Consider the following 22,848-nt stretch of genomic DNA (forward strand, 5'->3'; position numbering starts at 1 on the left):
CATGAACAAGTGGTTCGGCAGCTTCCACGTGCTGCGCGACATCACCCTGACCGTCCACAAGGGCGAGCGCATCGTCGTGTGCGGCCCGTCCGGGTCGGGCAAGTCGACCATGATCCGCTGCATCAACCGGCTGGAGGAACACCAGACCGGCTCCATCGTCGTCGACGGCATCGAACTGACCGACGACGTCAAGAAGATCGACATGGTGCGCCGCGAGGTCGGCATGGTGTTCCAGCACTTCAACCTGTTCCCCCACCTGACGGTGCTGGAGAACTGCGTGCTGTCGCCCATCTGGGTGCGCAAGGAGCCGCGCCGCCAGGCAGAGGAGCGGGCCATGGCCCTGCTGGAGCGGGTCAAGATCCCCGAGCAGGCGCGGAAGTACCCCGGCCAGCTCTCCGGCGGCCAGCAGCAGCGCGTGGCCATCGCCCGCGCCCTGTGTATGCAGCCGAAACTCATGCTGTTCGACGAGCCGACCTCGGCCCTGGACCCCGAGATGATCAAGGAGGTGCTGGACGTCATGGTGCAGCTGGCCGAGAGCGGCATGACCATGATGGTCGTCAGCCACGAGATGGGCTTCGCCAAGACGGTGGCCGACCGCGTCGTGTTCATGGACGAGGGCCAGATCGTGGAACAGGCGCCGCCGTCCGAGTTCTTCACCAACCCGACCAGCGACCGCACCAAGCTGTTCCTGAGCCAGATCTTGAAGCATTAGGGGGGTGTGGCCGAATCACGCCGCGCGCGGGCGCACTGTGGCGGCGATGTCGGCGCCGGCCTCGATCCGGGCCTTTTCCAGCTCAAAGTCGCGTTGCAGGTTGAGCCAGAACTCCGCTGTCGTGCCGAAATAGCGCGCGAGGCGCAGGGCCGTGTCCCCGGTGATGGCCCGCCGTTCGCCGATGATGGCCTGCACGCGGCTGACCGGCACATGGATGTCCTTGGCCAGCCGGTAGGCCGACAGACCCAGCGGCGCCATGAACTCTTCCCGAAGCTGTTCACCCGGATGCACCGGTGGCAGGTCGCGTGGGGGCATGGGCTGTCTCCCGTCAATGGTAATCCACGATCTCGACCCGCTCGGCGCCGCCATCAACCCAGACGAAGCAGATGCGCCACTGATCGTTGATGCGGATGCTGTGTTGGCCGGCACGCTCGCCCTTCAGGGCCTCCAGGCGGTTGCCGGGCGGCACGCTGAGATCGGTCAAGGCTCCGGCGGCGTGGATCTGGCGCAGCTTGCGTTGGGCGCCGCGCTGGATGTCGCTCGGCAGCTTTCGCGCGAACCGCCCGTGAAACAGCCGCTCCGTCTCTCGGTCGGCGAAGCTCTTGATCATCGGGGCAGTATACCCGCGTCGCGGTCATGGGGGAAGGTGTTCATGAGCGAAACCAGCCATATTCGCACTTTGAATGATATGCGGCGAAAAGCCCCGCTTCACTTTCTAAATCGTGCGCGCAACGCTCGCTTTTCGGCTTGGGTCATCAAAGATGCGCAGAGCAGGAGTCTGGCGGAAGCAATTGTTACCACGAGTTATGACGGCTCTCCTTCAATCGCGCTGCACGAAAGCTTCTTGCGGGAAGCGTGTGTTTCGCTTGAGCTTATCCTCAAAGCCGTTATTGCGCGAAAAATAGAGAAACAGGTCGTGAGAATTGATGCTGTACCGGCAACACACGATCTGACCTTGCTTTGGGATAAGGCCGAGCTACCGGGACTCAACAATGAAGATCAATTGACGCTCGTGATTGGCAGCAAGATATTATATTGGGTAGGCCGATACCCGGCTCCGAAAGACGACAGGTACTTTGACGAGAATATAAAGAAAGAAGACGCCCTTCGAGATTACGAAAAGTTTGGTTCGATGAGACTTTATAGGCCACGGGATGTGACCTGGGAGCAGTTCGATAGACTGTTCCAGAGCGCCCTTTCTGACTTTATTGCCTACTATGACTAGGGCAGCCCCCGTCCGGCCGGATTGGCACGCGCCACTCTTGCGGTGGACGGGCGAGCCGAGCGGTTTGGCGCGGCGTCTCTGTGTCCTCCGTGTCTCCGTGGTGTTCCACCGCAACGTTGCAAGGACTCACCACAGAGACACAAAGACCACAGAGCGAGCGTCACCCGGCCGGACCGGAGGCGGACCGCCGAAGCGTCGGGAGACCAAGCGCTGGGCGGCGTCGGTCCAATGGCGGGTTGCGCCCGAGGCGCGAACCCGCCGCAGCCCTATGGGCTCCAAGGGGCAATCGGCCAATGCTTGGCCCAGCCTATAGCGCGGCGCAGGCTCGGGCTCAGGCCGGTTCAGATTTTGACTAGCCAACTTTCAGCTGGTCTGTGTCCTTTTTCGACAGCAATCCTGTAGTACTCCGTAAGACCTGTTATGGCTTGATCAAGCGCATATGCAGGGCAGTCTGCAAATCGTCGACTTCCAACGTAAGGTGAAATTTGTTCCGGCGTATGAATTGCGTGAGAAATCCAGAATTTTGTAAAATTGCTGTCGAGGAATCGTCCAAGCTCTATTGTTATTATTTTATTCAATGATCCGACGCGGATCTCGTATGTCCCCATTGAGTGGTCTTTGCTCAATGTGGTCACAAATTCATTATCTAGAGCTCCATCGAGTGTATGCGGCATAGTCTCTGCTCCAAGCGTCTTACGGCGAGCGCCTGTTGTGTGATGCAAATAATGGGGGTGGAGTGGGGCGCGTGCATACCCCCTCAATACCCATTACACGCGCACCCGGGCGGGCGGTGGCAGGTATAGGCGCGGTTGATGCAGGAATCGCCACACGCCTTGCCCTTGTGGCAGATCTTGCAACAGGCGCGGGCCGTCTCGAAACCAGGGCCGTCGGTCTCGATGGGTGTGGACAGGGCAGGGGCGGGGCTGGCGGTCGTCGTCAGGACGGGTGCCGGTGAAGCGTCAGTGGCCTGGGCGGGGCCGGCGCCCCCGGCCATCAGCAGGACAGCGAGGGCGACGATGGCGGTGGCGAAGCGGGCGCGGAGCATGGCCGAAACCTCCTGGCGTGGACGGGTTCGGCTCTGAGACTATACCTGGAGGCGCAAAAGAGTCCGGGTGTAAGTTCGGCGCGCACTCGCCCATTCGGCCTACGGGTTTGATCCGGCGTCCTTTTTTTTCGGTGCGGCGCGGTGGAAGCTTCTACTGCCCGTGCCGGGAGGCAGTGAACCGCGTAAACCGGGTCCGCCATTGTTCAGACAACGCCAACAGGAAAAAAGCAGTCCCGGGTCGCAGTGAGACTCATAGTCTGTAGACGGATAGGCGTCGCCGCGACTTCTATTCCTCATGGAAAGCGAAAACACTCCAGGTCGCGGAATTGTATCCATAGTCGCCGATAATATTCGAGCGAAGAGGGAGAGTATGGGCTTATCACAGGAAGAGTTGGCTGACCGGGCCGGTTATCACAGGACGTATATTAGCTCAATTGAACGAGGGAAAAGAAATATATCGATAGTGACCTTGGAAAAAATATCTATTGCCCTTGGCGTCTCTGTGGTTGTCCTAGTCGAAAATGAGTAGATATATGGGAAATGATATTGATGACATTAAGACCCCAAAAGACTCCCTGTCAGAGGAGATGCTATTGCTTTGCAATTCTGTAAAGTCAAAACGCCCGCGGACCGTCATAGACCACATACTGAAGCACGGCTTCATTACTACGGACGAATTGAATGATACTTATGGCTATGATCATCCGCCCCGCGCAATCAGAGATGTAAGAGAAAACGGAATTCCGTTACAAACGCACCGCGTCGTCAGTCCAAAGACTGGACGAAAGATCGCAGCTTATACGTTTGGGGGTGTTGGTAATATTAGGCGAGGTAGAATTGGCGGTCGCAAAGCATTCTCAAAAAAGTTTAAAAAGCTACTCATTGAAAGGTATGGTGCAAGAGATGCGTTTACAGGAGAGCCTTTGGAGGAGAGATACTTGCAGATTGATCACAGGATACCATATCCAGTCGCTGGCGAAGAGCATACTGAGAACGTAAACCAGTACATGTTGATTGATGCGACATCGCAAAGAGCAAAAAGCTGGTCATGTGAGCACTGTGAGAATTTCCTCTCATTTAGAGGCATAGAAAACTGCAAAAGTTGTTTCTGGGCTTTTCCGGAAAGCTATACTCATATCGCAATGAAACAGAAGAGGCGGGTTGATGTAGTTTGGGAGGGAAAGGAAACATGCCATTATGACGTTATTCTTGAACGAGCTAACAAAGAGAATGTCTCTATACAGGAATATATAAAACGCCTAGTTCAAAAGCAAATCTAGTTGATCTATCTTTTGTTTTTCTCCTAGAATGACCTTGCAATCAGAAACGTCAGGGCAAAGGTGTTTCGGAACGTATAGGCTTTCGATGGTCTCCAGTCTTTTGCCGTTTAGCGTTCCCTGTGAAGAGACGCCGGCGGAGATCAAGAAATGGGACACATCAACCTCCTCGCACAGAGGTGAACCATATTGTTTATCACCGGTGTGGCCATCATATGAAAGAACATATGGAACGTTTCTTTTGTTCAGCCAACGCAAGCAAGAAACGATGGCGTCTCGTTCAAGCTGCTTTGCGTAACGCTTATCGTGCCCATATGTCGTACCTTGGTATGGTGGGTCCATGTAGACGAAATCACTATCCGAACAATCTGCAATACAATCGCGAAAATCACCGCAAAACAAGCTGACGCGTCCTTTTAGGAGACTGCTGGCAAAACTAATGTTGGCTCTCATACGGGCAGGCTTCATGCCATGGCGTCTTCTATCTTGAGACTGCGAAAATTGTCCGTGTCTGTTAAAGCGAATTGCGTTCTTGACGCATCGGGCAATAAGATAAAGCAAATCAACCGGATCGCCTTCCTCGTTGTAACGAGTGCGAATAGTATTAAAGTGTTCCGCTCCCTTCTCAAATTGCTCATGCCAGATCATTTCGTATTTGAGAGACGCCTCTTCTGGCTCGAGAATTATTGTTTTCCACAATTTAATAAGAGCGGGACATACGTCACCAATAACGTAATGTTCAGCCACATCGTGGTATGCTGAGTATAAGGTAACAGCAGCAGAGCCAGCAAAGGGTTCGTAGAAAGTCTCTATTCTACTTGGAAAAAACGAACAAATACGGGGCGCAAGGATTCGCTTGCTGCCCTGATAAGGAATTGGCTGAAAACGAAGTGGGGACGTGTTGAGTATCATAATCAAAATGGTACTGAGAGTCTGCGTCCGGGACAAGGGAAAAAACCAGCCTCGGCGGGTGACGCACCCACCCGTCGGGCCTGCCCCCCGGCCCTTCGCAATCGTGCCCGCTGTGACTAAGTCACAGCCTCAGGCCCCACCGGCGTCTACGATCACCGCCGACCGTTTCCAAAGGACCCCCCATGCCCGAGCAGAAATCCGACTCCCGCGAACTGGCCGTGCCCAGCGGGCGGTTCACGCGCTTCGCCCGCTTCGGCGGGCTGGCCTCCAACATCGCCGGTTCCATGGTGCTGAGCGGCGCGCGCGAGATCGCCCGGGGCCGGCGCCCCGAGGCGCGCGCCCTGCTCATGACGCCGGAAAACGCCCGCCGGGTGGCCGACCAACTGGCCCACATGCGCGGCGCGGCCATGAAGGTGGGCCAGCTGATCTCGATGGACGCCGGCGACATGCTGCCACCGGAACTGGCCGAGATCATGGCCCGGCTGCGCGCCGACGCGCATTACATGCCGGGCAGCCAGCTCAAACGGGTCCTGAACGACAATTGGGGTGACGGCTGGCTGAAGCGGTTCGCCAAGTTCGATGGCCGCCCCATCGCCGCCGCCTCCATCGGGCAGGTGCACCGGGCGGTGACGGCGGACGGGCGCGATCTGGCGATCAAGGTGCAGTATCCGGGCGTGCGGCGCAGCATCGACAGCGACGTCAACAACGTGGCCGCCTTGATGCGCGTGTCGGGCGTGATGCCGCGCGAGCTCGACATCGCGCCGATGCTGGCCGAGGCCAAGCGCGAGTTGCACGAGGAGGCCGACTACGAACGCGAGGGCCGGTATCTCACCCGCTTCGGTGACCTGCTGGCGGACGCGCCGGATTTTGTGGTTTCGACGCTGCACGCCGATCTGACCACCCGCAACGTTCTGGCCATGGACTACCTGGAGGGCGTGGCCATCGACTCCCTGACCGGCGCGCCGCAGGAGACGCGAGACCGGGTGATGACCCTGTTGCTCGGGCTGGTGTTCCGCGAGCTGTTCGAGTTTCAGGTGATGCAGACCGACCCGAACTTCGCCAACTACCGCTACCAGCCGGACACGGGCCGGGTGGTGCTGCTGGACTTCGGCGCCTCGCGCGATTTCCGGCCGGAGATGCCCGAGCAGTTCCGCCGGCTGGTGAAAGCCGGCCTGGACGGCGATCGCGCGGCGGTGCGCCGCGCGATCCTGGAGATCGGTTATTTCGCCGAGGAGACGGCGGCGCACCACCAGGAGCTGATGGTCGAGATGTTCGAGATGTCGATGGAGCCGCTGAAGCATCGCGGCGCCTTCGACTTCGGCCGCAACGACCTCGCCCTGCGGATGCGCGACGTGGGCATGGCGCTGGGCGAGGACCGCGATTTCTGGCACATCCCGCCCATGGACACGCTGTTCATGCAACGCAAGTTCGGCGGCGTCTATCTGCTCGCCAGCCGGCTGAAGGCACGGGTCGACCTGGGCGCCATCATCGCGCGGTACCTTTAGGCGGGCGCGGACCAGGCGCCGCCGCTCCGGCCCACGGATCAGCCCCGGTCAATCGATTCCCGTCAATGCATCGCCAGGCGGTTTCGGGGACAGTCCTGCATTCCCTCACCCAAAGGGTCATGCGAAAGGAGTCTCCCATGTCTGTCTTGGATACCAAGGCGCGCTTCGGCGCCGTGTCCGTTTTCAACCACTGGACCCTCGCCGTGCTGACCATCGGTCTGCTGGCCACCGGCCTGCTGATCGCCGAGGTCCTGCCCGAGTCCGCGCGCGAAACGCTGATTCCGCTGCACAAGCAGGTTGGAATCGTGTCCGCGATCGTTCTGGTCTGGATGGCGCTGTGGCGCTGGACCCAGAAGACGCGCCCCGGGCCGGTCGCCGGCACCAGTGCCCCCGAGGCCATGGTGCGCAACGCCATGCACGCCCTGTTGCTGGTCGGCACGGCGCTGCTGTTCGTGTCGGGGATGATGATGTCCCTGCTGAGCGGACACGAGGTCAGCCTGCTCGGCCTGTACACCCTGGCGCCGATCGCCGATGATCCGTCGCAGGCGGCGGTGCCGCACATGGTGCATACGTATGTCGGCTGGGCGATGGTCGTCGCCGTGCTGCTGCACGCGGCCGTGGGCGTCAAGCACCACCTGCTCGACAAGGACGAGACGTTTGTCCGGATGCTGGGCCGCGGCGCCTGATTGCGGCTGTCCGTGCGCGGTGGCGCAGCCCAGGCCGTTGCCACCGCGTGACATTGACGGGGTCGGGACCGCTCCCTAGATTTCGGCTCAACCCGAAATCGGCGCCCCGTGCTTGGGGTTGCCCCTGAGCGAGGCAACGACAACCCCCGATGGTCATGCCAGCGACGCCCCTGACCGACCTGGACGCGCGCTCGCGCGAGGTGTTCCAGCGGCTGGTCGATACGTTCGTCGAGACCGGCGAGCCGGTCGGCTCGCGCACCCTGGCGCGCAAGATGTCGGTCACCCTGTCGCCGGCCACCATCCGCAACGTCATGGCCGACCTGGAACAGGGTGGCCTGTTGTACGCCCCGCACGCCTCGGCCGGGCGGCTGCCCACCGAACTCGGCCTGCGCATGTTCGTCAACGGCCTGCTGGAGGTCGGCGCGGTCGATAGCGCCGAGCGGGCGCGCATCGAGACCATGTGCCAGGCCGCCGGGCGCAGCCTGGAGGGAATGCTGGAGGAGGCGACGACGCTGTTGTCCGGCCTGTCGCAATGCGCCGGGCTGGTGATCGCGCCGAAAAGCGACGCGCCGCTGAAGCACATCGAACTGGTGCACCTGGGGCCGGGCCGCGCCCTGGTGGTCATCGTCGCCGCCAACGGCGTGGTGGAGAACCGGGTGGTCGAGGTGCCGCGCGGGGTGCCGCCGTCGGCGCTGGTCGAGGCCACCAACTACCTGAACGCCCGACTGGCCGAGCGCACGCTGGACGAGGCGCGCGAGGCGATCCTCGCCGACCTGGAGGGCGACCGCAGTCTGCTCGACGACCTGTCGCGCAAGGTGGTGGCGGCCGGGCTGGCCACGTGGTCGGACGACAAGCCGGGCGCCGCCCTGATCGTGCGCGGCCAGGGGAACCTGCTCAACGACGTCACCGCCGCCCAGGACCTGGAACGGATCCGCGCCTTGTTCGAGGTGCTGGAGACCAAGGAACAGGTGCTGCGGATGCTCGATCTTGTGATCGACGCCGAGGGCGTGCAGATCTTCATCGGTGCCGAGAACGACCTGTTCACCCTGGCCGGCTGTTCGCTCATTGTCGCGCCGTACCAGAACAGCCGCGAGGAGATCGTCGGCGCCATCGGCGTGGTGGGCCCGACGCGCGTCAACTATCGGCGCATCGTGCCGCTGGTGGACTACACCGCGAAGGTGATCGGCCGCCTGATCGGCTGAGCCCTTCCCCTCTGGACACTTGCAATGGATATGGACCCGCGATGACTCAGACCACCGCCAAGGACCAGACCCCCGGCGAGACGCCGAACGCCGAGTCGGGGGCGCGCGAACCCGCCGAGGACATCGTCGTCGGCCCGGAGGATACGCTCACCTACGAGGACGCGCCGGACCCCGCGCCTGACGGGGCGGATGCCGCCACGGGGGGCGAGGCCGACGATCCGGCCGAGCGCATTGCCGAGCTGGAGGCCGAGGTGGCGCGCCTGAACCGCGAGTACCTGAGCGCCCTGGCCGAGGCGCAGAACACCAAGCGCATCGCCGACAAACGCATCCAGGACAATGCCAAGTACGCGGTGTCCAACCTGGCCAAGGCCATCCTGCCGGTGGCCGACAACATGGACCGTGCCCTGGCCGCCGCGCCCGCCGAGGCTCGGGCCTCCGATCCGGCGCTCAACAACCTGGCCGTCGGCGTCGAGATGACGGCCAAGGAACTGCTGAACGCCCTTGGTCAGTACGGCGTTAAACGCATCGAGGCGATGAACCAACCGTTCGACCCCAACCTGCATCAGGCCATGCAGGAAATGGAAAACCCCGACGTCCCGGCCGGCACAGTGATCCAGGTCTACCAGGACGGCTATGTCATCCACGACCGCCTGTTGCGCCCGGCCATGGTGGTGGTCTCCAGGGGTGGGCCGAAGCGGACGGTGCCTACCGCCGAGGCCCCCGCTCCGGGTGATGCCGGCGGCCAGGGCGTGGATACAAGCGTGTAGTTTCGGCGACACGGCGCCGGCATGGTTTGGGCTTGGCCCGCAAGGGGTTTATACTTTCGTTCGCGTTGACCCGAACCGCTGGGGAGAATCCGCGCGATGCCTGTCGCCGCCACCCCGTCCCCGGCGCCCGCCGCCGTGCGGCCGCCGGTCATCGCCGGCGCCTTCTATGCCGGCGATCCCGACAGCCTGCGCCGTGACGTCGCGGCGTACCTGGAACAGGGCCGCGCCGCGCGTCCCCCAGGCGCGCCGGTGCCCAAGGTCGTCATCGCGCCCCACGCCGGCCACGTCTATTCCGGTCCCGTGGCCGCGCGCGCCTATGCTCGGCTGGAGCCGGCACGAGACCGCATCCGCCGCGTGGTGCTGATCGGGCCATCGCACCGCGTGCCAGTCCAGGGCGTGGCGCTGTCTGGTGCCGATGCCTGGCGGACGCCGCTGGGCGACGTGCCCATTGATCACGCCTGGGCGCGGGCGCGGCTGGCCGGACTCGCGGACGTCTCCGTCGCCGACCCGCCCCACGCGCAGGAACACTGCCTGGAGGTACATCTGCCGTTCCTGCAGGCGATGCTCGGCGCGTTCTCGCTGGTGCCGATGGTGGCCGGGCGGGGCGCGCCGGAGCAGGTGGCGCGCGTGCTGGAGGCGCTGTGGGGCGGCCCGGAAACGGCGGTGATCATCAGTTCCGACCTCAGCCACTTCCTCGACTACCGGGCCTGCCAGTCCCGGGACGCGACCACCGCCGCCGCCATCGAGTCCCTGGACCCGGGGCGGATCGGCCCGCACGAGGCGTGCGGCTGCGTTGCCGTCAACGGACTGCTGGCGCTGGCCCGCGCGCGCGGGATCTCGGTCGAGCGGCTGGACATCCGCAACTCCGGCGATACCGCCGGAGCGCGCGACCGGGTCGTGGGGTACGGCGCCTGGGCGTTTTTCGAGCCGGTGGCGGACGGCGCGGCGGCGGACGACGCCGACCCGATCGCGGCCACCGAGGCCTTGGTGCGGGACCACGGCGACGCACTGGTGCGGCTGGCGGCGGCCGGCCTGGACCATGGGGTCCGACACGGCACGCCCCCGGGTGCGGTCGATCTGGCCAAGGTGCCGCCGCCCCTGCGCCTGCCGGGCGCCGCGTTCGTGACCCTGTCCCACATCACCGACGGCGGCCTGCGCGGCTGTATCGGCTCGGTCGAGGCACACCGCGCCTTGGCGCAGGACGTGCTGACGCACGGCTTCGACGCCGGGTTCCGTGATTCCCGCTTCCCGCCGGTGACCGCCCGGGAGTTGCCCGGCCTGGGCCTGTCGGTGTCGGTGCTGACGCCGGCCGTGCCGCTGCCGGTCACTGACCGCGATGACCTGTTGGGCAAGATGCGGCCGGGCATTGATGGCCTGATCATCGAGGACGCAGGCCGGCGCGGCCTGTTCCTGCCGCAGGTGTGGGAGCAGGTGCCGGAGCCGGCGCGTTTCCTCGGCCATCTCATGCGCAAGGCCGGCCTGCCGGAGACATACTGGTCGGAGACCGTTCGGGTGCAACGGTTCGAAACCCGGGGGGTGAAGGCGACGCCGTGGGCGCCGAAGGACACGCCATGATTCCGGAAGAACGCAGCGGCCCACCGATCTGGAAGGTGATCCTGGGAACCGCCGTGGCGCTTGGCGCCTCGGCGGCGCTGGTCACGTACCTCGACAGCATCTCGGTCAAGACCAGCGACCACGACACCGATGGTGGCCCCGTGGTCGATGCCGACGGCTGGACCACCGACCTGCCGGACCAGTTCAAGGGAACATGGGTGGCCGATGGCCTCTGCGACAGCGACAGTGCGCCGTTGGTTCTGTTTTCCAACGGCGGCTATCGCTGGCGTGACGGGCCGACCAACTGGGGCTTCGCGCGCGGCCATTTCAGGTACGACAGTCCCGCCACCCACCGTGTCTTTTTCCGGCTGAGCAAACTGAACAGCCCGCACGACGGCACGGCGGACTACGTCATTACCGTGTCGGGGATCGAGTTGAACAAGTACAACCTTAAGGCCGGAACGTCGCAGTCCTACGAAAAATGCGAGTAGTGTGCGGTGGTTGCTCCGACGCTCTGGATCATCGGTGGCCCAAACGGGGTCGGCAAGACGAGCGTGCTACGTGCTCGGCCCGGCGTTGTGATACCTTGAATAATGTGTTCATATGTTCGTTTTCTTGTCTTGCGTTCCCGAAGATTTATTTCCAGCTATCACAATGGTTTTCCCGATATTGCTAGAATATCACTTTGATTATATTGTGGTGGTATGAGATATGAGTGAAACAAGGGCTTGTTGAGTTGGAGATAGTCGGTAAGGTTGCGACGAGAAGGATGGCTGATTTAAGCTTGACGCGTTCCTGCTCCGTTAGTAGGATTCGTTAATTATGGCACGAGAGGATTGCTGAAAATAGCAAGAGACAATTTTGGGAGGGTGGTGTGGAGTTGTCTGTAAGTAATACACAAGTTACTATTCAGAAGGGAAATACAATTGAACGGTTTGCTATTGGTCATATTGTTAGAACAAAAAAAATAACGAAGAAGTATGAATATAGAAAAAAAAGCAGAAAGCCTTCTCTGAAGGCATCAGTGGTGTTTGTTTTGCTTAGTTCGGTTTTATTTTTTGTTATTGAATCTGAGGGCATCGAGAGGGGCTCTTTTGCTCTCGAGTTTCTTGAATATTCTTTGGTTGTTTTGATTGCTTTGGCCGTTCTTTTTTTGATGGATGCGATATTCAACCCAGCCTATAGGCGGAAAAGATTTACTCTGTATTTTGGTCAGTTTGTATCGGGTGATGGTGGGCAGTACAGCATCGCTTCGCACGGCGAGAGTGTCGTTGACGATTTCTTGGATGCAATATCGAATGCAATGAAAAACGCGATATCGAATACTTACAATGTAAACATAGACCGTTCATTGCGCGGCGAAAACATCAACATTGAGAATTTGGTTAGCAAGGACAAGAGCAACATCACTTTCGTCGAAGGGCAGATCCCGCCTGGAAAAAACGAGTCCTGAACAGGAGGTGGTGATGGTGAATATTAACAGCTTTGAATCTAAAGACCAAAGCACCGTGAATTTTAATGAGGGAAACATAAACAACATCAATATCGAGCTGTCTGAGCAGTTGGTCGACCAACTGAAAAAACTGGACCGCGATGTTGGGCAGGGCGCTCAGGTGTCCGAATCTCGCGTCAAAAAGGTTGCGGCTGACATTGTACAGGCCGTCGCAAAAAAGGTCGGGACCGAAAAACTGGCAGCCTACGTTGGGACGTTGTTAGGCTAACCCGCTATTCCATCCCGGTTATTTCGGTTGGGTTCCAGATACGAAAAATGCGAGTAAGTTGCGGTGGTTGCTCCGACGCTCTGGATCATCGGTGGTCCGGACGGGGTCGGCAAGACGACCTATGCGCTGGCGCATCTGCGCCGCGTCGCCGGCACCATCCATTTGGTCAACGCGGACGAACTGGCGCGGGGTGTGTCGCCGCTTGATCCGGCGGCGGCGGGGCTGGATGCGGCGCGGCTGGTGTTCCAGCGCGCGCGGCACCACATGGCGCGGGCCGAGACCTTCGCCATCGAGAGCACCCTGTCCGGACGGACACACCTGCGCCTGATCGCCGAGGCGCGGGCCGCCGGGTTCGTGGTGGCGCTGTTGTACTTCTGGGTGCCGGACAGGGAGGTCACGTTGGCCCGCATTGCCCGCCGGGTGGCGGAAGGCGGGCACGATGTCGCGCGCGCCGATGTCGAGCGGCGTTGGCCACGCTCCATGGCGGGGTTCGCGCGTGTGGCGGCGGTCGCCGACCTGTGGCGCCTGTTCGATGCCACGACCCGCCCGTTCGTGGTGGCCGAGGGGAGGGGGACGGCCGTCTCCTTCCTGCGCGAGGAGGTGCCGGAGCCGTTCCGGAGATTACTGAGCGGGATCCGGTAGCGGGGTCTGGTTCGGGATCGCCTCCCCCTTCACCCTGACGTGCGTCACCACCTGCCGCACGCCGCGCATGTCGCGGGCGTAGGAGACGGCACGCTCCAGGGTCTCGCGGTCCTGGGCGACGCCGAACAGGTAGGCGGTGCCGTTGACCACCTCGACCGTGTAGTTGATGGAGCGGATGCGCCGATCCAGCAGCAGCCGCGTCTGCAGCTTGCGGGCGATGACGTCGTCGGCGGCTTCGTCGACCAGGGTCGAGGTGTCGTCCACCTCCATCTCGTCGATCACCGCGCGGACACCGTCCGCCTGCCAGGCCAGCCGGATGGCGTCCAGCCGGGCCTGGGGCGTGGGCGCGGCGCCGGTCAGCAACACGCGGCCCTCGCGCACCGCCAGATCGACGCGGCGGTACATGGCGAAGTCATGCTCCAGCCACAGGCGGTTGATCTCGGCCTGAATGGCGACGTCATCGACGGCGCCGCCCAGGCCGCGTTCCTCTGACGCCGCCGTGGCCACGGTGGCGCCGGCGCCGACGGCCAGGCCGACCGGGCTGCAGGCCGCCACGAGGGCGGCGGCCAGCAGCGCCGGGAGCACGGCGCGGCGACGGCACGGGCGGATCATTGCGTGATCAGCTCCGGTCCCATCAGGGCGGTGGGCAGGGCGGTGGACAGCCATGGCACATAGGTGATCAGGATGAGGAAGACGAACGAAATGAGCAGGAAGGGAAGCTGTGCCTTGACCACATCGAACATGGGCATGTTCGTCACCCCCGAGGTGACGAACAGATTGAGCCCCACCGGTGGGGTGATCATGCCGATTTCCATGTTCACCACCATGATGATGCCCAGGTGTATGGGGTCGATTCCCAGTTCCATGGCGATCGGGAAGACCAGCGGCGCGACGATGACGATCAGGCCCGACGGTTCCATGAACTGGCCGCCGATCAGCAGGATGATGTTGACGATGACCAGGAACATGATCGGGCCCAGGCCGGCGCTCAGCATGGCCTCGGCGATCATTTGCGGAATGCGTTCCTCGGTCAGCACATGCTTCAGGATCAGCGCGTTGGCGATGATGAACATCAGCATGATGGTCAGCTTGCCGGCCTCGTAGAGGGCGTGCTGGGTGTCCTTGTGCCACAGCACGCTGAGCGCCTTCCACGGGATCAGGCGCGCGGGGCCGAAGCCCTTCGCGAACGGTCCCATGTCCCGATAGACGAAGTTGGCGATCAGAAAGGCATATATGGCGGCCACGGCGGCGGCCTCGGTGGGCGTGAAGACACCGCCGTAGATACCGCCCAGGATGATGAAAATCAGGAACAGGCCGGCGGAGGCGTCCCAGGCCGAGGCCAGGATTTCGCGCCAGCCGGCCCAGTTCTGCGACGGCAGGTTGCGGATGCGGGCGATGATGTAGATTCCGACCATCAGCATCAGGCCTTCGATCAGGCCCGGAATGACGCCGGCCAGGAACATGCGCCCGACCGAAACGTCGACCGACGCGGCGTAGACCACCATGACGATGGACGGCGGAATCAGGATTCCCAGCGTCCCGGCGTTGGCGATGACGCCGGCGGCGAACTCCTTCGTATAGCCGACCTGCCTCATGCCGGCGATGACGATGGAGCCAATGGCCACCACGGTCGCTGGCGACGACCCCGACAGGGCGGCGAACAGCGTGCAGGCAAAGACGCAGGCCATGGCCAGGCCGCCCCTGAAATGGCCGACGCAGGCGATGGCGAAGCGGATGATGCGTTGCGCCACGCCACCGGTCGACATGAAGGACGAGGCGAGAACGAAGAACGGAATGGCCAGCAGGGTGTAGTGGCCATCGAAGGCGGCGAACAGCGTCTGTGCGATGGAGCCCAAGGACGCGTTCGAGTAGACCAGCAGGAAGATGGTGCTCGACAGGCCGAGGGAAACGGCGACCGGCACGCCCAGCAGCATGAAGCCGATCACCATGATGAAGAGAAGGGCGACGGACATGGCTCAGCGCTCCCCGTCCTGGCGTGACGCGGGCGAGGTCTGGTCCAGCGTGCCGGCGTCGGCGTCGCGTTTCATCTCGGCCAACAACTCCTCGCTTTCGGCGTCATGGCTGGCGATCAGCATCTCCCGGCGGCCTGTCGCGATCTGCCAACCGGCCTGGAGGAACCGCAGCGTCAGCAACACCAAGCCGATGGGCAGGGCCGCGTAGGGGATGAAGCGCGGCATTTTTTCGTATTCTTCGCCTTCGTTGAACAGGTCGGCCATCAGATCGGGGAAGAAGACCATCGGAATGTCATTGACCTCGAACCAGGCCCGCGTCGTGGCGAACGGCCACCAGTACTGCCAGGCACCGGCCAGCAACAGGCCACTGAACAGCAGGCACAGGGCCACTGACAGCAGCACCATGGCCTTGCGCAAGCCGGAGGGAACCAGGTTCAGGATCAGGTCAACGCCGATATGCGCCGAGATCTTGACGCCATGAGAGGCGCCCAGAAGGACCAGCCAGGCGAACAGGAAGACCGTGGTTTCCAGGGCCCAGAGAATGTTCGAGTTGAAGACGTAACGCGCCACGACGTTGGCGAAGGTGACCAAGGTCATCAACCCCAACACGGTGGCGATGCCGACCCGCTCGATGCTGTCGATCAGGCTGGTCGGCCGATCCGCCGCCGCTCGCTGCATGGCCATGTCCTCCCTTGGCCGGGGACGCGTTGCGGGTCCCCTTTCTGTTGCGTCGCAACACCGCCGTTCGCCAAACGTGACAGTGGCCCGGCTGCAGGGCCGGGCCACCGCTGTCACGCGCGTCGCGTCGTGCTTACTCGGCGTCGTTCATGGCCACGGCGGCGGCCAGCAGGTCCGCGCCAATGTCGTCCACGAACTGGTCCCACACCGGCTGCATGGCCTCCACCCACTTGGCGCGCTGCTCGTCGGTCAGGGTGCGGACGGTGCCGCCGGCCTCGATGATCAGGTCCTTGTTGCGCTGGTTGACGGCATAGGACTCGGCGTTGCGGGTGTCGGTGACCTCCTGAAGGATGGTCAGGAACTGCTCGCGCACGTCGGGCTCCAGACCGTCCAGCCACTCGGTGGAGGTGACCACCAGGTAGTCGAGGATGCCGTGGTTGGTCTCCGTGATGCCGTCCTGCACCTCGAAGAACTTCTGGCCGTAGATGTTGGACCAGGTGTTCTCCTGCCCGTCGACGACGCCCTGCTGCAGCGCGCCGTAAACCTCGGAGAAGGCCATTTTCTGCGGGTTGGCGCCCAGCGCCTCGAACTGCGCCTGCAGCACGTCGGACTGCTGAATGCGGAACTTCAGGCCCTCGGCGTCCTCGGGCTCCAGCAGCGGCCGGTTGGCCGACATCTGCTTCATGCCGTTGTGCCAGAAGGCAAGGCCCTGCAGGCCGCGACGCTGCATGGAATCCAGCATCGCCTGGCCGTGTTCGGAGGTCTGGAAGCGGTTGACGGCCTCGATATCCTTGAACACGAACGGCAGGTCGAACAGGCGGAACTGTTTGGTGAACTTCTCGAACTTCGACAGCGAGGGCGCGGCGAGCTGCACGTCGCCGGCCAGCATCGCCTCCAGCACCTTGTCGTCGTTGTACAGGGTCGAGTTCGGATAGACCTCCATGCAGGCCGTGCCGTCCATCTCGCTGTTCACGCGCTCGGCGAGCAGCGAGGCGGCAATGCCCTTCGGGTGCTTGTCGGTGTTGGTGACGTGACTGAACTTGATGACGATCTCGCCGTCATCGCAGTCCTCCGAGGCCATGGCGGGGCCGGACAGGGCGAGGCCCAGGGCAACACCGGCGGTGGCCAGGGTGGTGGCGATGGTTTTCATGAAACGTCCTCCCACGGAGCTGTTGTCCTTAAATGCGCGTTTCGGCACGCAAAACACGCCTTGAGGCTCGACATCGATCGGTCTTGGGCCGGGGCTTGGGCACCACACCGCACGGCGCGGAACGCCCGGGCGCCTGCACGGCTGACTCATCGACCGTGTCACACTAATGTCGTTGTGAGGCCCGGGGAAGCAAGGATTGGCGCCAAAACGCTGAAAATTGGCGATGCCGGCCGTTCCGCCGCCGCCGGGATCAGTGCAGACCCGCCGTGCTGTCGCCCGAGCTCTCGGCGGCCATCTCCGCGCGCAGGCGCTGGCGCAGCAGGTCGATGGGGACGAGCGTATCCCGCTCTTCGACCCGCATGTGCCAGAAGGTCCAGCCGTTGCAGGCCGGCGCGCCCTGCACGGCCGCGCCCACCTGATGGATCGAGCCCCGGTGGTCGGCGCTGATCAGCGTGCCGTCGGCCCGCACTCGCGCCGACCAGCGTCCGCTGGCGTCCGACAGCACGCTTCCGGGCGGCAGCAGGCCCCGCTCCACCACAGCCCCGAAGGGGATGCGCGGCTCGGCCCGCTTGCGCGGCGTGGCGCACAGTGCTGGGTCGTCCACCGCCTCGACCGCCTGAACCCGCGCCCAGGCGGCGGCGACGTAGGAGTCGTCCCGTTCGATGCCGATCCAGCGCCGTCCCAGGCGCTTGGCCACGGCCGCCGTGGTGCCGCTGCCGAGGAACGGGTCGAGGATCACGTCGCCCGGGTTTGACGAGGCCAGGATGATGCGGTGCAGCAGGCTTTCCGGCTTCTGCGTCGGGTGCAGCTTCTGCCCTGCCTCGTCCTTCAGGCGTTCCGGGCCGGTGCACAGCGGCAGGTTCCAGTCGCTGCGCATCTGCAGGCCGTCGTTGAGCGCCTTCATGGCCTCGTAGTTGAAGGTGTAGCGCGCCTCCGGCCCGGTCGAACACCACAACAGCGTTTCATGCGCGTTGGTGAAGCGGGTGCCGCGAAAGTTCGGCATCGGGTTTGTCTTGCGCCAGATCACATCGTTCAGCACCCAGAACCCCAGGTCCTGGAGCCCCGTGCCGACGCGAAAAATGTTGTGGTAGGTGCCGATCACCCACAGCGTGCCCGTGTCCTTCAGCACCCGCCGGCAGGCCGTCAGCCAGGCGCGGGTGAAGGCGTCGTAATCGGCGAACCCCTGGAAGCGGTCCCAGGCGTCGTCCACCCCGTCCACCCGGCTGTTGTTGGGGCGCAGCAGGTCGCCGCCGAGTTGCAGGTTGTAGGGTGGATCGGCGAAAACGACGTCCACCGACGCGGCCGGCAGGCTGTCGAGAACCTCGACGCAGTCGCCCTGATAGATGCGATCGGTCTTCAGCGGGCTCATGGCGGGATCCAGATCAGGGGGTGGGGAACGACCCTTTGAGGTCATGATCCGTCTGTTTTACGGTGTTTGATCGTAAATAGCAATATGTCTTCTGATTCAAGAGTCTAAAAGAGATTCTCAAAGTCATATGTGAGGCTGCGTTATGTGGTCCGGTACTATGGCTAGCGTCATTTCGTCAGCCATGGCCCAGGTTTGGGGTTGCCCGGATCGGCCAGCGCCAGCGCCTGTGCCGGCTCGCCCACCGCCAGCGCCGCCCGCACCGGGGCGAAAGACCGGCGGTGCTGCGGCGTCGGCCCCAGCGTCGTCAGGGCCACCAGATGCTCCGCCGTGCCGTACCCCATGTTGCGCGCCCAGCCGTATCCCGGATGGCGCACGTCCAGGTCCAACATCAGACGGTCGCGCGTCACCTTGGCGGCGATGGAGGCGGCGGCGATGGACAGGCTCTTCGTGTCGCCCTTGACCACGCAGGTGACGGGACAGGGCAGGGTGGGCGGCCGGTTGCCATCCACCAACGCCAGGGTGGGGGCGGGCTCACCCAGGGCGGCCACGGCCCGGGCCATGCCCAGCAGGGTGGCGCCCAGCACGTTCAGGCGGTCGATGTCGGCGACGTCGACGACGGAGACGCCAAGGCGCGCCGCATCGCTGTCCTGAAGGGCGGTGAACAGCGCCTCGCGCCGTGCCGGCTTCAGGGCCTTGGAATCGTCGAGCCCGCCGCGCAGCGCGTCGGGCAGGCGGGCGCGGTCCAGGATGGCGGCGGCGGCCACCACGGGGCCGGCCAGCGGCCCCCGGCCGGCCTCGTCCACCCCGCAGACAAGGCCGGGGTGTTGGCATTCCAGGGAGAAATCGGGCATGGGGACGGTCCTCGGCTCGGGGGCTGGCCCACTCTACCCCGATCGCTCGCCCTGAATCAGGCCGGAACCGCGTCGCGGCCCACCTCGAACACCCGCAGGCCCAGGGTGCGGGCGTGCGACCGGGCCGCCTCCACCACATGCGGCGGGACCGAGTCCGTCATCCCCGGCACCCGGGCCGACTGATGGGCGGGCCGATAGTCGCCCAACAGGCTGACGGCCGTGTCCGGGCCGGCCAGGGCGGCCACTCTGTCGAGCATGGCCGTCACGTTGCCGGTGTCGCGCGGCAGAACGAGGTGGCGAACCAGCACACCGCGCCGTGCCAGGCCATCGTCGCCCAGGCGGAGCGGCCCGACCTGCCGCACCATTTCGGTCAGGGCCGCGGCGTTGATTGACACGTAGTCCCGCACTTTGGAACAGCGGCGGGCCGACGCGTCGTCGCCGTACTTAGCGTCGGGCGTGTAGATGTCCACGACACCGTCCAGCAACCGCAAGGTCTCGGCCGAATCATAACCGCCACTGTTGTAGACCAGCGGCAGCGTCAGGCCCCGGTCTGCGGCAATGGCCAGGGCTTCCAGGATCTGCGTGGTCACGTGGGTCGGGCCGACGAGGTTGATGTTGTGGCAGCCGCGCCCCTGAAGCTCCAGCATGGCCTCGGCCAGGGCCTGGGCGTCCATGTCCTCGCCGGCGCCGTCCATGGTGGCGTCCGCGTTCATGCAGTAGACGCAGCGAATGTTGCACCACGAGAACACAAGGTCGCCCGACCCCCGCGCGCCGATGATTTCCGGTTCCTCGGAAAACCCCGGACCAACCGACGCCACCCGCGCGTGCCGTCCCGTGCGGCACACGGCGCCCGCCGCGACGGTGCCGCCGTTGGCACTGTGACGGTCCACCTGGCAATTCTGCGGACACAGGTCGCACGCGGCGAGCCGCTCCACGGCTGCGGCCGCGCGCCGGGCCAACGCGCCGGTCTTGTGCAGGGTCAGGTAGGCCGGTGTCATGTTTGCCTTCCACTGTACGGGTCCGAGTGTCAAGCGACCATGACAGTGCCGCCAGAGACAATCAAGCGTACATCTTGTGCGGAAGAACTATCTTAACGATCGACTAGTTGTATGCATTTCCCTTGGCGCGAATGGCGCCGCCCTGGTGCGGCCCCTGGACATCGCGGCGGTGACCGCGCATACCTTGCGCGCCCAGTGATGATACTCCCCGGACTTAAAAGGAGGCGAACCGACCATGTCCAGGACCGTGCTGAGTCTGCCCGGTGACGGCATCGGCCCCGAGGTGATGGCGCAGGTGCGCCGCGTGCTCGACCGGATTGGCGGGTTCCACATCGAAGAGGGGTTGGTCGGCGGCGCCTCGTACGACGCGCACGGAACCCCCCTGACCGACGACACCATGGCCCAGGCGCTGAGGGCGGACGCGGTTCTGCTGGGCGCGGTCGGCGGCCCGAAATGGGACGGCCTGCCGTTCGCCGACAAGCCGGAGCGCGGCCTGCTGCGGCTTCGCAAGGACATGGAACTGTTCGCCAACCTGCGCCCGGCGCTGGTGTTCGACGCCCTGGCCGGGGCCTCGACGCTGAAGACCGACCTGGTGCGCGGGCTCGACCTGATGATCGTGCGTGAGCTGACCGGCGGCGTGTACTTCGGCGAGCCGCGCGGCATTGAGGACCTGGGCAACGGTGAGCGCCGGGGCGTGAACACGCAGGTCTATACGACGTCAGAGATCGTGCGCGTGGCCCGCGTGGCCTTCGACCTCGCCCGCAAGCGCGACAATCGCGTGTGCTCGGTGGAGAAGGCCAATGTGATGGAAAGCGGCCTGCTGTGGCGCGAGGAGGTCCAGAAACTCCGCGACGCCGACTACACCGACGTCGACCTGTCGCACATGTACGCCGATAACTGCGCCATGCAGCTCGTGCGCCAGCCCAAGCAGTTCGACGTCATCGTCACCGACAACCTGTTCGGCGACCTGCTGTCGGACTGCGCCGCCATGCTGACCGGCTCGCTGGGGATGCTGCCGTCGGCCAGCCTGGGCGCGGCGGACGCGGACGGGCGCCGCAAGGCGCTGTACGAGCCGGTGCACGGCTCGGCCCCCGACATCGCCGGCCAGGACAAGGCCAACCCCATGGCCTGTATCCTGTCGGCGTCGATGATGCTGCGATACTCGTTCGACATGGCGGCCGAGGCCGACCTGGTCGACCGGGCGTGCCAGGATGTGCTCAACGCCGGCATCCGCACCGGCGACATCGTCGAGCCGGGCATGACCCCGGTGGGGACGCAGGCCATTGGCGACGCCGTGCTGGCGGCCATGGACCGGCTGAGCGGGGGGTGAGGAAAAGGCGGCTCGGCGCGCCCGCTCCGAGGAGGAGGGGAAAGGCGGACGGTGCGCGCCGGGCCGGCAAGGCTGGATGGCGGAGGCGTGAACCGCGATGGGTGCGCGGCCCCGCTTCCCTGTCGTTGCCCTCAGTGTGGGACGGCGGCGCCGCCCCGCGCATTGCGATGGCGCAACGTGAGCTGTCGAACCAGTGCAACCCGGACAATGCGTCCTAAGGACGCATTGTCCGGGTTGTAGGCCGTCTTGTCAAGTGAAGCTAAAATTGCTGTTGCCAACTCTTCGGTGATGTGATAGCCATAGGCATCCGTCCTAAGGACGGATGCCTATGGCTATAGGGCTCGCGATGCACCTTCAAAGAGCCATGACCCTGGCAATCGCCGATCTCGCGGTCCCGGTCATCACACAGTATGATCTGGGACGGCTGGTCTATAGGCTGTATCTCGACAAGAAGTTCGGCGGCGAGACGATTGAACGCCTTCAAAAGAAGACCCCAGATATATCAGACCTCAACGCGGTCATCGGCCGCCTTGTGGACGCTGGCGTCCTCGAGTCCCGCAAGTTGGTGGACAACGCCAACGTTTATCGAACCCTCAGCCGCGAACACGTTTCGGACGCGGACATCGCCTGCTGCATCGATCCCTTTGCCTATGTCTCGCATCTGAGCGCGATGGAGTGGCACGGCCTGACCGATCGCATTCCAAAAATCCTGTTCATCTCCGCGCCGCCGTCCGCCGAGTGGGCGCGCCATGCCGAGGCACGGATGCGCCGCGACCTGGGGGAGGGCCATGTCGTCGACTACCTTCAGGCCGGGCTGCCCGCCCTGAAGCGATACCGCTTTACACGGATTCGCCGCACGACGGTCCACAGGCACGCCAGTGCCCACCTGGGGGCTTACATCACGGTCAAGGGAACACCGCTACGTGTCGCCACACTTGGCCGGACGTTTCTCGACATGCTGCGGGCGCCCGATCTATGCGGCGGCATCTATCATGTGCTTGAGATTTTTCAGGATCGGGCCGCCGGCAGTCTTGATCTGATCGTGGCTGAGTTCGACACCCACGGCCGCAAGATCGACCGCGTGCGGGCGGGGTACATTCTGGAGGAACGGCTCGGTCTGTCGCATCCCGCGTTCGACCGCTGGCTGGCCGATGTCCAACGCGGCGGGTCCCGCAGGCTTGATCCAACCACCGACTACGCGCCGCGCTACTCCGAACGTTGGTGCCTGTCCATCAATGTCGAGGGCTGAGT

General features: G+C 63.7%; 26 protein-coding genes. 15 read left to right on the forward strand and 11 right to left on the reverse strand.

Annotation, left to right across the window (positions count from 1 at the left end; all coding sequences use genetic code 11):
- Position 1: 1 nt before the first annotated feature.
- Positions 2-712 carry an amino acid ABC transporter ATP-binding protein gene (locus Q0309_RS16615; protein ID WP_299443835.1) on the forward strand — a complete coding sequence of 237 codons (711 nt, stop codon included), beginning with the start codon at positions 2-4 and terminating at the stop codon, positions 710-712.
- A 15-nt stretch (positions 713-727) separates the two neighbouring features.
- Here the strand turns inward: Q0309_RS16615 and Q0309_RS16620 are convergent, their stop codons facing one another.
- Together Q0309_RS16620 and Q0309_RS16625 are read right to left on the reverse strand one after the other, a co-directional pair.
- Positions 728-1,027: a HigA family addiction module antitoxin gene (locus tag Q0309_RS16620; protein ID WP_299443838.1), complete on the reverse strand. Its 300-nt coding sequence runs from the start codon at positions 1,025-1,027 to the stop codon at positions 728-730.
- A 13-nt stretch (positions 1,028-1,040) separates the two neighbouring features.
- Entirely contained in the window at positions 1,041-1,322 is a 282-nt protein-coding gene (locus tag Q0309_RS16625) for a type II toxin-antitoxin system RelE/ParE family toxin (protein ID WP_299443841.1), read from the reverse strand.
- A gap of 42 nt (positions 1,323-1,364) precedes the next feature.
- On the opposite strand from Q0309_RS16625, the gene Q0309_RS16630 reads away from it, so the two are divergent.
- The gene (locus Q0309_RS16630) at positions 1,365-1,937 is read left to right on the forward strand and encodes a hypothetical protein (RefSeq protein ID WP_299443844.1); all 573 of its coding nucleotides are present in this window, start codon (positions 1,365-1,367) and stop codon (positions 1,935-1,937) included.
- A 757-nt stretch (positions 1,938-2,694) separates the two neighbouring features.
- Here the strand turns inward: Q0309_RS16630 and Q0309_RS16635 are convergent.
- On the reverse strand, positions 2,695-2,982 hold the full coding sequence (locus Q0309_RS16635) for a hypothetical protein (protein WP_299443847.1): 288 nt from the start codon (positions 2,980-2,982) through the stop codon (positions 2,695-2,697).
- 295 nt (positions 2,983-3,277) lie between these two features.
- On the opposite strand from Q0309_RS16635, the gene Q0309_RS16640 reads away from it, so the two are divergent.
- A complete protein-coding gene (locus tag Q0309_RS16640) occupies positions 3,278-3,511 on the forward strand; it encodes a helix-turn-helix transcriptional regulator (RefSeq protein WP_299443850.1) in 234 nt (77 codons plus the stop codon).
- Between the two features lie 4 nt (positions 3,512-3,515).
- Positions 3,516-4,262, forward strand: a complete 747-nt coding sequence (locus Q0309_RS16645) for a helix-turn-helix domain-containing protein (protein WP_299443853.1) — start codon at positions 3,516-3,518, stop codon at positions 4,260-4,262.
- Here Q0309_RS16645 and Q0309_RS16650 read toward each other — a convergent pair.
- Positions 4,242-5,171, reverse strand: coding sequence for a DNA adenine methylase (locus Q0309_RS16650; RefSeq protein WP_299443856.1), 930 nt, complete (start codon positions 5,169-5,171; stop codon positions 4,242-4,244). The genes Q0309_RS16645 and Q0309_RS16650 overlap by 21 nt on opposite strands.
- Positions 5,172-5,353: 182 nt before the next feature.
- On the opposite strand from Q0309_RS16650, the gene Q0309_RS16655 reads away from it, so the two are divergent.
- The 9 genes from Q0309_RS16655 to Q0309_RS16695 all read left to right on the forward strand — a co-directional run bounded on the left by Q0309_RS16655 (position 5,354) and on the right by Q0309_RS16695 (position 13,248).
- Positions 5,354-6,676, forward strand: a complete 1,323-nt coding sequence (locus Q0309_RS16655; RefSeq protein ID WP_299443859.1) for an AarF/ABC1/UbiB kinase family protein — start codon at positions 5,354-5,356, stop codon at positions 6,674-6,676.
- Positions 6,677-6,813: 137 nt separating this feature from the next.
- On the forward strand, positions 6,814-7,362 hold the full coding sequence (locus tag Q0309_RS16660) for a cytochrome b/b6 domain-containing protein (protein WP_299443862.1): 549 nt from the start codon (positions 6,814-6,816) through the stop codon (positions 7,360-7,362).
- Positions 7,363-7,511: 149 nt separating this feature from the next.
- On the forward strand, positions 7,512-8,564 hold the full coding sequence (hrcA, locus tag Q0309_RS16665; RefSeq protein ID WP_299443865.1) for a heat-inducible transcriptional repressor HrcA: 1,053 nt from the start codon (positions 7,512-7,514) through the stop codon (positions 8,562-8,564).
- A 41-nt stretch (positions 8,565-8,605) separates the two neighbouring features.
- Positions 8,606-9,331 carry a nucleotide exchange factor GrpE gene (gene grpE / locus Q0309_RS16670; RefSeq protein WP_299443868.1) on the forward strand — a complete coding sequence of 242 codons (726 nt, stop codon included), beginning with the start codon at positions 8,606-8,608 and terminating at the stop codon, positions 9,329-9,331.
- 96 nt (positions 9,332-9,427) lie between these two features.
- Entirely contained in the window at positions 9,428-10,906 is a 1,479-nt protein-coding gene (gene amrB, locus Q0309_RS16675) for an AmmeMemoRadiSam system protein B (RefSeq protein WP_299443871.1), read from the forward strand.
- Positions 10,903-11,376, forward strand: coding sequence for a hypothetical protein (locus Q0309_RS16680; protein ID WP_299443874.1), 474 nt, complete (start codon positions 10,903-10,905; stop codon positions 11,374-11,376). The genes amrB and Q0309_RS16680 overlap by 4 nt, the downstream gene beginning before the upstream one ends.
- Before the next feature lie 383 nt (positions 11,377-11,759).
- Entirely contained in the window at positions 11,760-12,338 is a 579-nt protein-coding gene (locus Q0309_RS16685; protein ID WP_299443877.1) for a hypothetical protein, read from the forward strand.
- A 13-nt stretch (positions 12,339-12,351) separates the two neighbouring features.
- Positions 12,352-12,606 carry a hypothetical protein gene (locus Q0309_RS16690; protein WP_299443880.1) on the forward strand — a complete coding sequence of 85 codons (255 nt, stop codon included), beginning with the start codon at positions 12,352-12,354 and terminating at the stop codon, positions 12,604-12,606.
- Between the two features lie 63 nt (positions 12,607-12,669).
- Entirely contained in the window at positions 12,670-13,248 is a 579-nt protein-coding gene (locus Q0309_RS16695; RefSeq protein ID WP_299443883.1) for an AAA family ATPase, read from the forward strand.
- On the opposite strand, the gene Q0309_RS16700 is transcribed toward Q0309_RS16695, so the two are convergent.
- From Q0309_RS16700 to Q0309_RS16730, 7 genes are all read right to left on the reverse strand, one after another.
- Complete coding sequence (locus tag Q0309_RS16700) at positions 13,228-13,860, reverse strand: BON domain-containing protein (protein ID WP_299443886.1); 633 nt, start codon at positions 13,858-13,860, stop codon at positions 13,228-13,230. The two genes, Q0309_RS16695 and Q0309_RS16700, sit on opposite strands and share 21 nt — an antisense overlap.
- Positions 13,857-15,221 (reverse strand): TRAP transporter large permease, encoded by a 1,365-nt coding sequence (locus Q0309_RS16705; protein ID WP_299443889.1) that lies wholly within the window; start codon positions 15,219-15,221, stop codon positions 13,857-13,859. The genes Q0309_RS16700 and Q0309_RS16705 overlap by 4 nt, the downstream gene beginning before the upstream one ends.
- Positions 15,222-15,224: 3 nt before the next feature.
- Complete coding sequence (locus Q0309_RS16710) at positions 15,225-15,899, reverse strand: TRAP transporter small permease (RefSeq protein ID WP_299443892.1); 675 nt, start codon at positions 15,897-15,899, stop codon at positions 15,225-15,227.
- Positions 15,900-16,032: 133 nt separating this feature from the next.
- Positions 16,033-17,049, reverse strand: coding sequence for a TRAP transporter substrate-binding protein (locus tag Q0309_RS16715; protein ID WP_299443895.1), 1,017 nt, complete (start codon positions 17,047-17,049; stop codon positions 16,033-16,035).
- Positions 17,050-17,299: 250 nt separating this feature from the next.
- The gene (locus Q0309_RS16720; RefSeq protein WP_299443898.1) at positions 17,300-18,418 is read right to left on the reverse strand and encodes a site-specific DNA-methyltransferase; all 1,119 of its coding nucleotides are present in this window, start codon (positions 18,416-18,418) and stop codon (positions 17,300-17,302) included.
- A gap of 167 nt (positions 18,419-18,585) precedes the next feature.
- The gene (locus Q0309_RS16725; RefSeq protein WP_299443901.1) at positions 18,586-19,269 is read right to left on the reverse strand and encodes a ribonuclease HII; all 684 of its coding nucleotides are present in this window, start codon (positions 19,267-19,269) and stop codon (positions 18,586-18,588) included.
- A gap of 56 nt (positions 19,270-19,325) precedes the next feature.
- The gene (locus tag Q0309_RS16730) at positions 19,326-20,267 is read right to left on the reverse strand and encodes a radical SAM protein (RefSeq protein WP_299443904.1); all 942 of its coding nucleotides are present in this window, start codon (positions 20,265-20,267) and stop codon (positions 19,326-19,328) included.
- Between the two features lie 235 nt (positions 20,268-20,502).
- On the opposite strand from Q0309_RS16730, the gene leuB reads away from it, so the two are divergent.
- Both leuB and Q0309_RS16740 read left to right on the forward strand, forming a co-directional pair.
- The gene (gene leuB / locus Q0309_RS16735) at positions 20,503-21,597 is read left to right on the forward strand and encodes a 3-isopropylmalate dehydrogenase (RefSeq protein WP_299443907.1); all 1,095 of its coding nucleotides are present in this window, start codon (positions 20,503-20,505) and stop codon (positions 21,595-21,597) included.
- Between the two features lie 364 nt (positions 21,598-21,961).
- Entirely contained in the window at positions 21,962-22,846 is an 885-nt protein-coding gene (locus Q0309_RS16740) for a hypothetical protein (RefSeq protein WP_299443910.1), read from the forward strand.
- Positions 22,847-22,848 lie beyond the last annotated feature (2 nt).

Origin of the sequence: uncultured Rhodospira sp. (assembly GCF_937138205.1) — a bacterium.
Classification (GTDB): Bacteria; Pseudomonadota; Alphaproteobacteria; order Rhodospirillales; family Rhodospirillaceae; genus Rhodospira.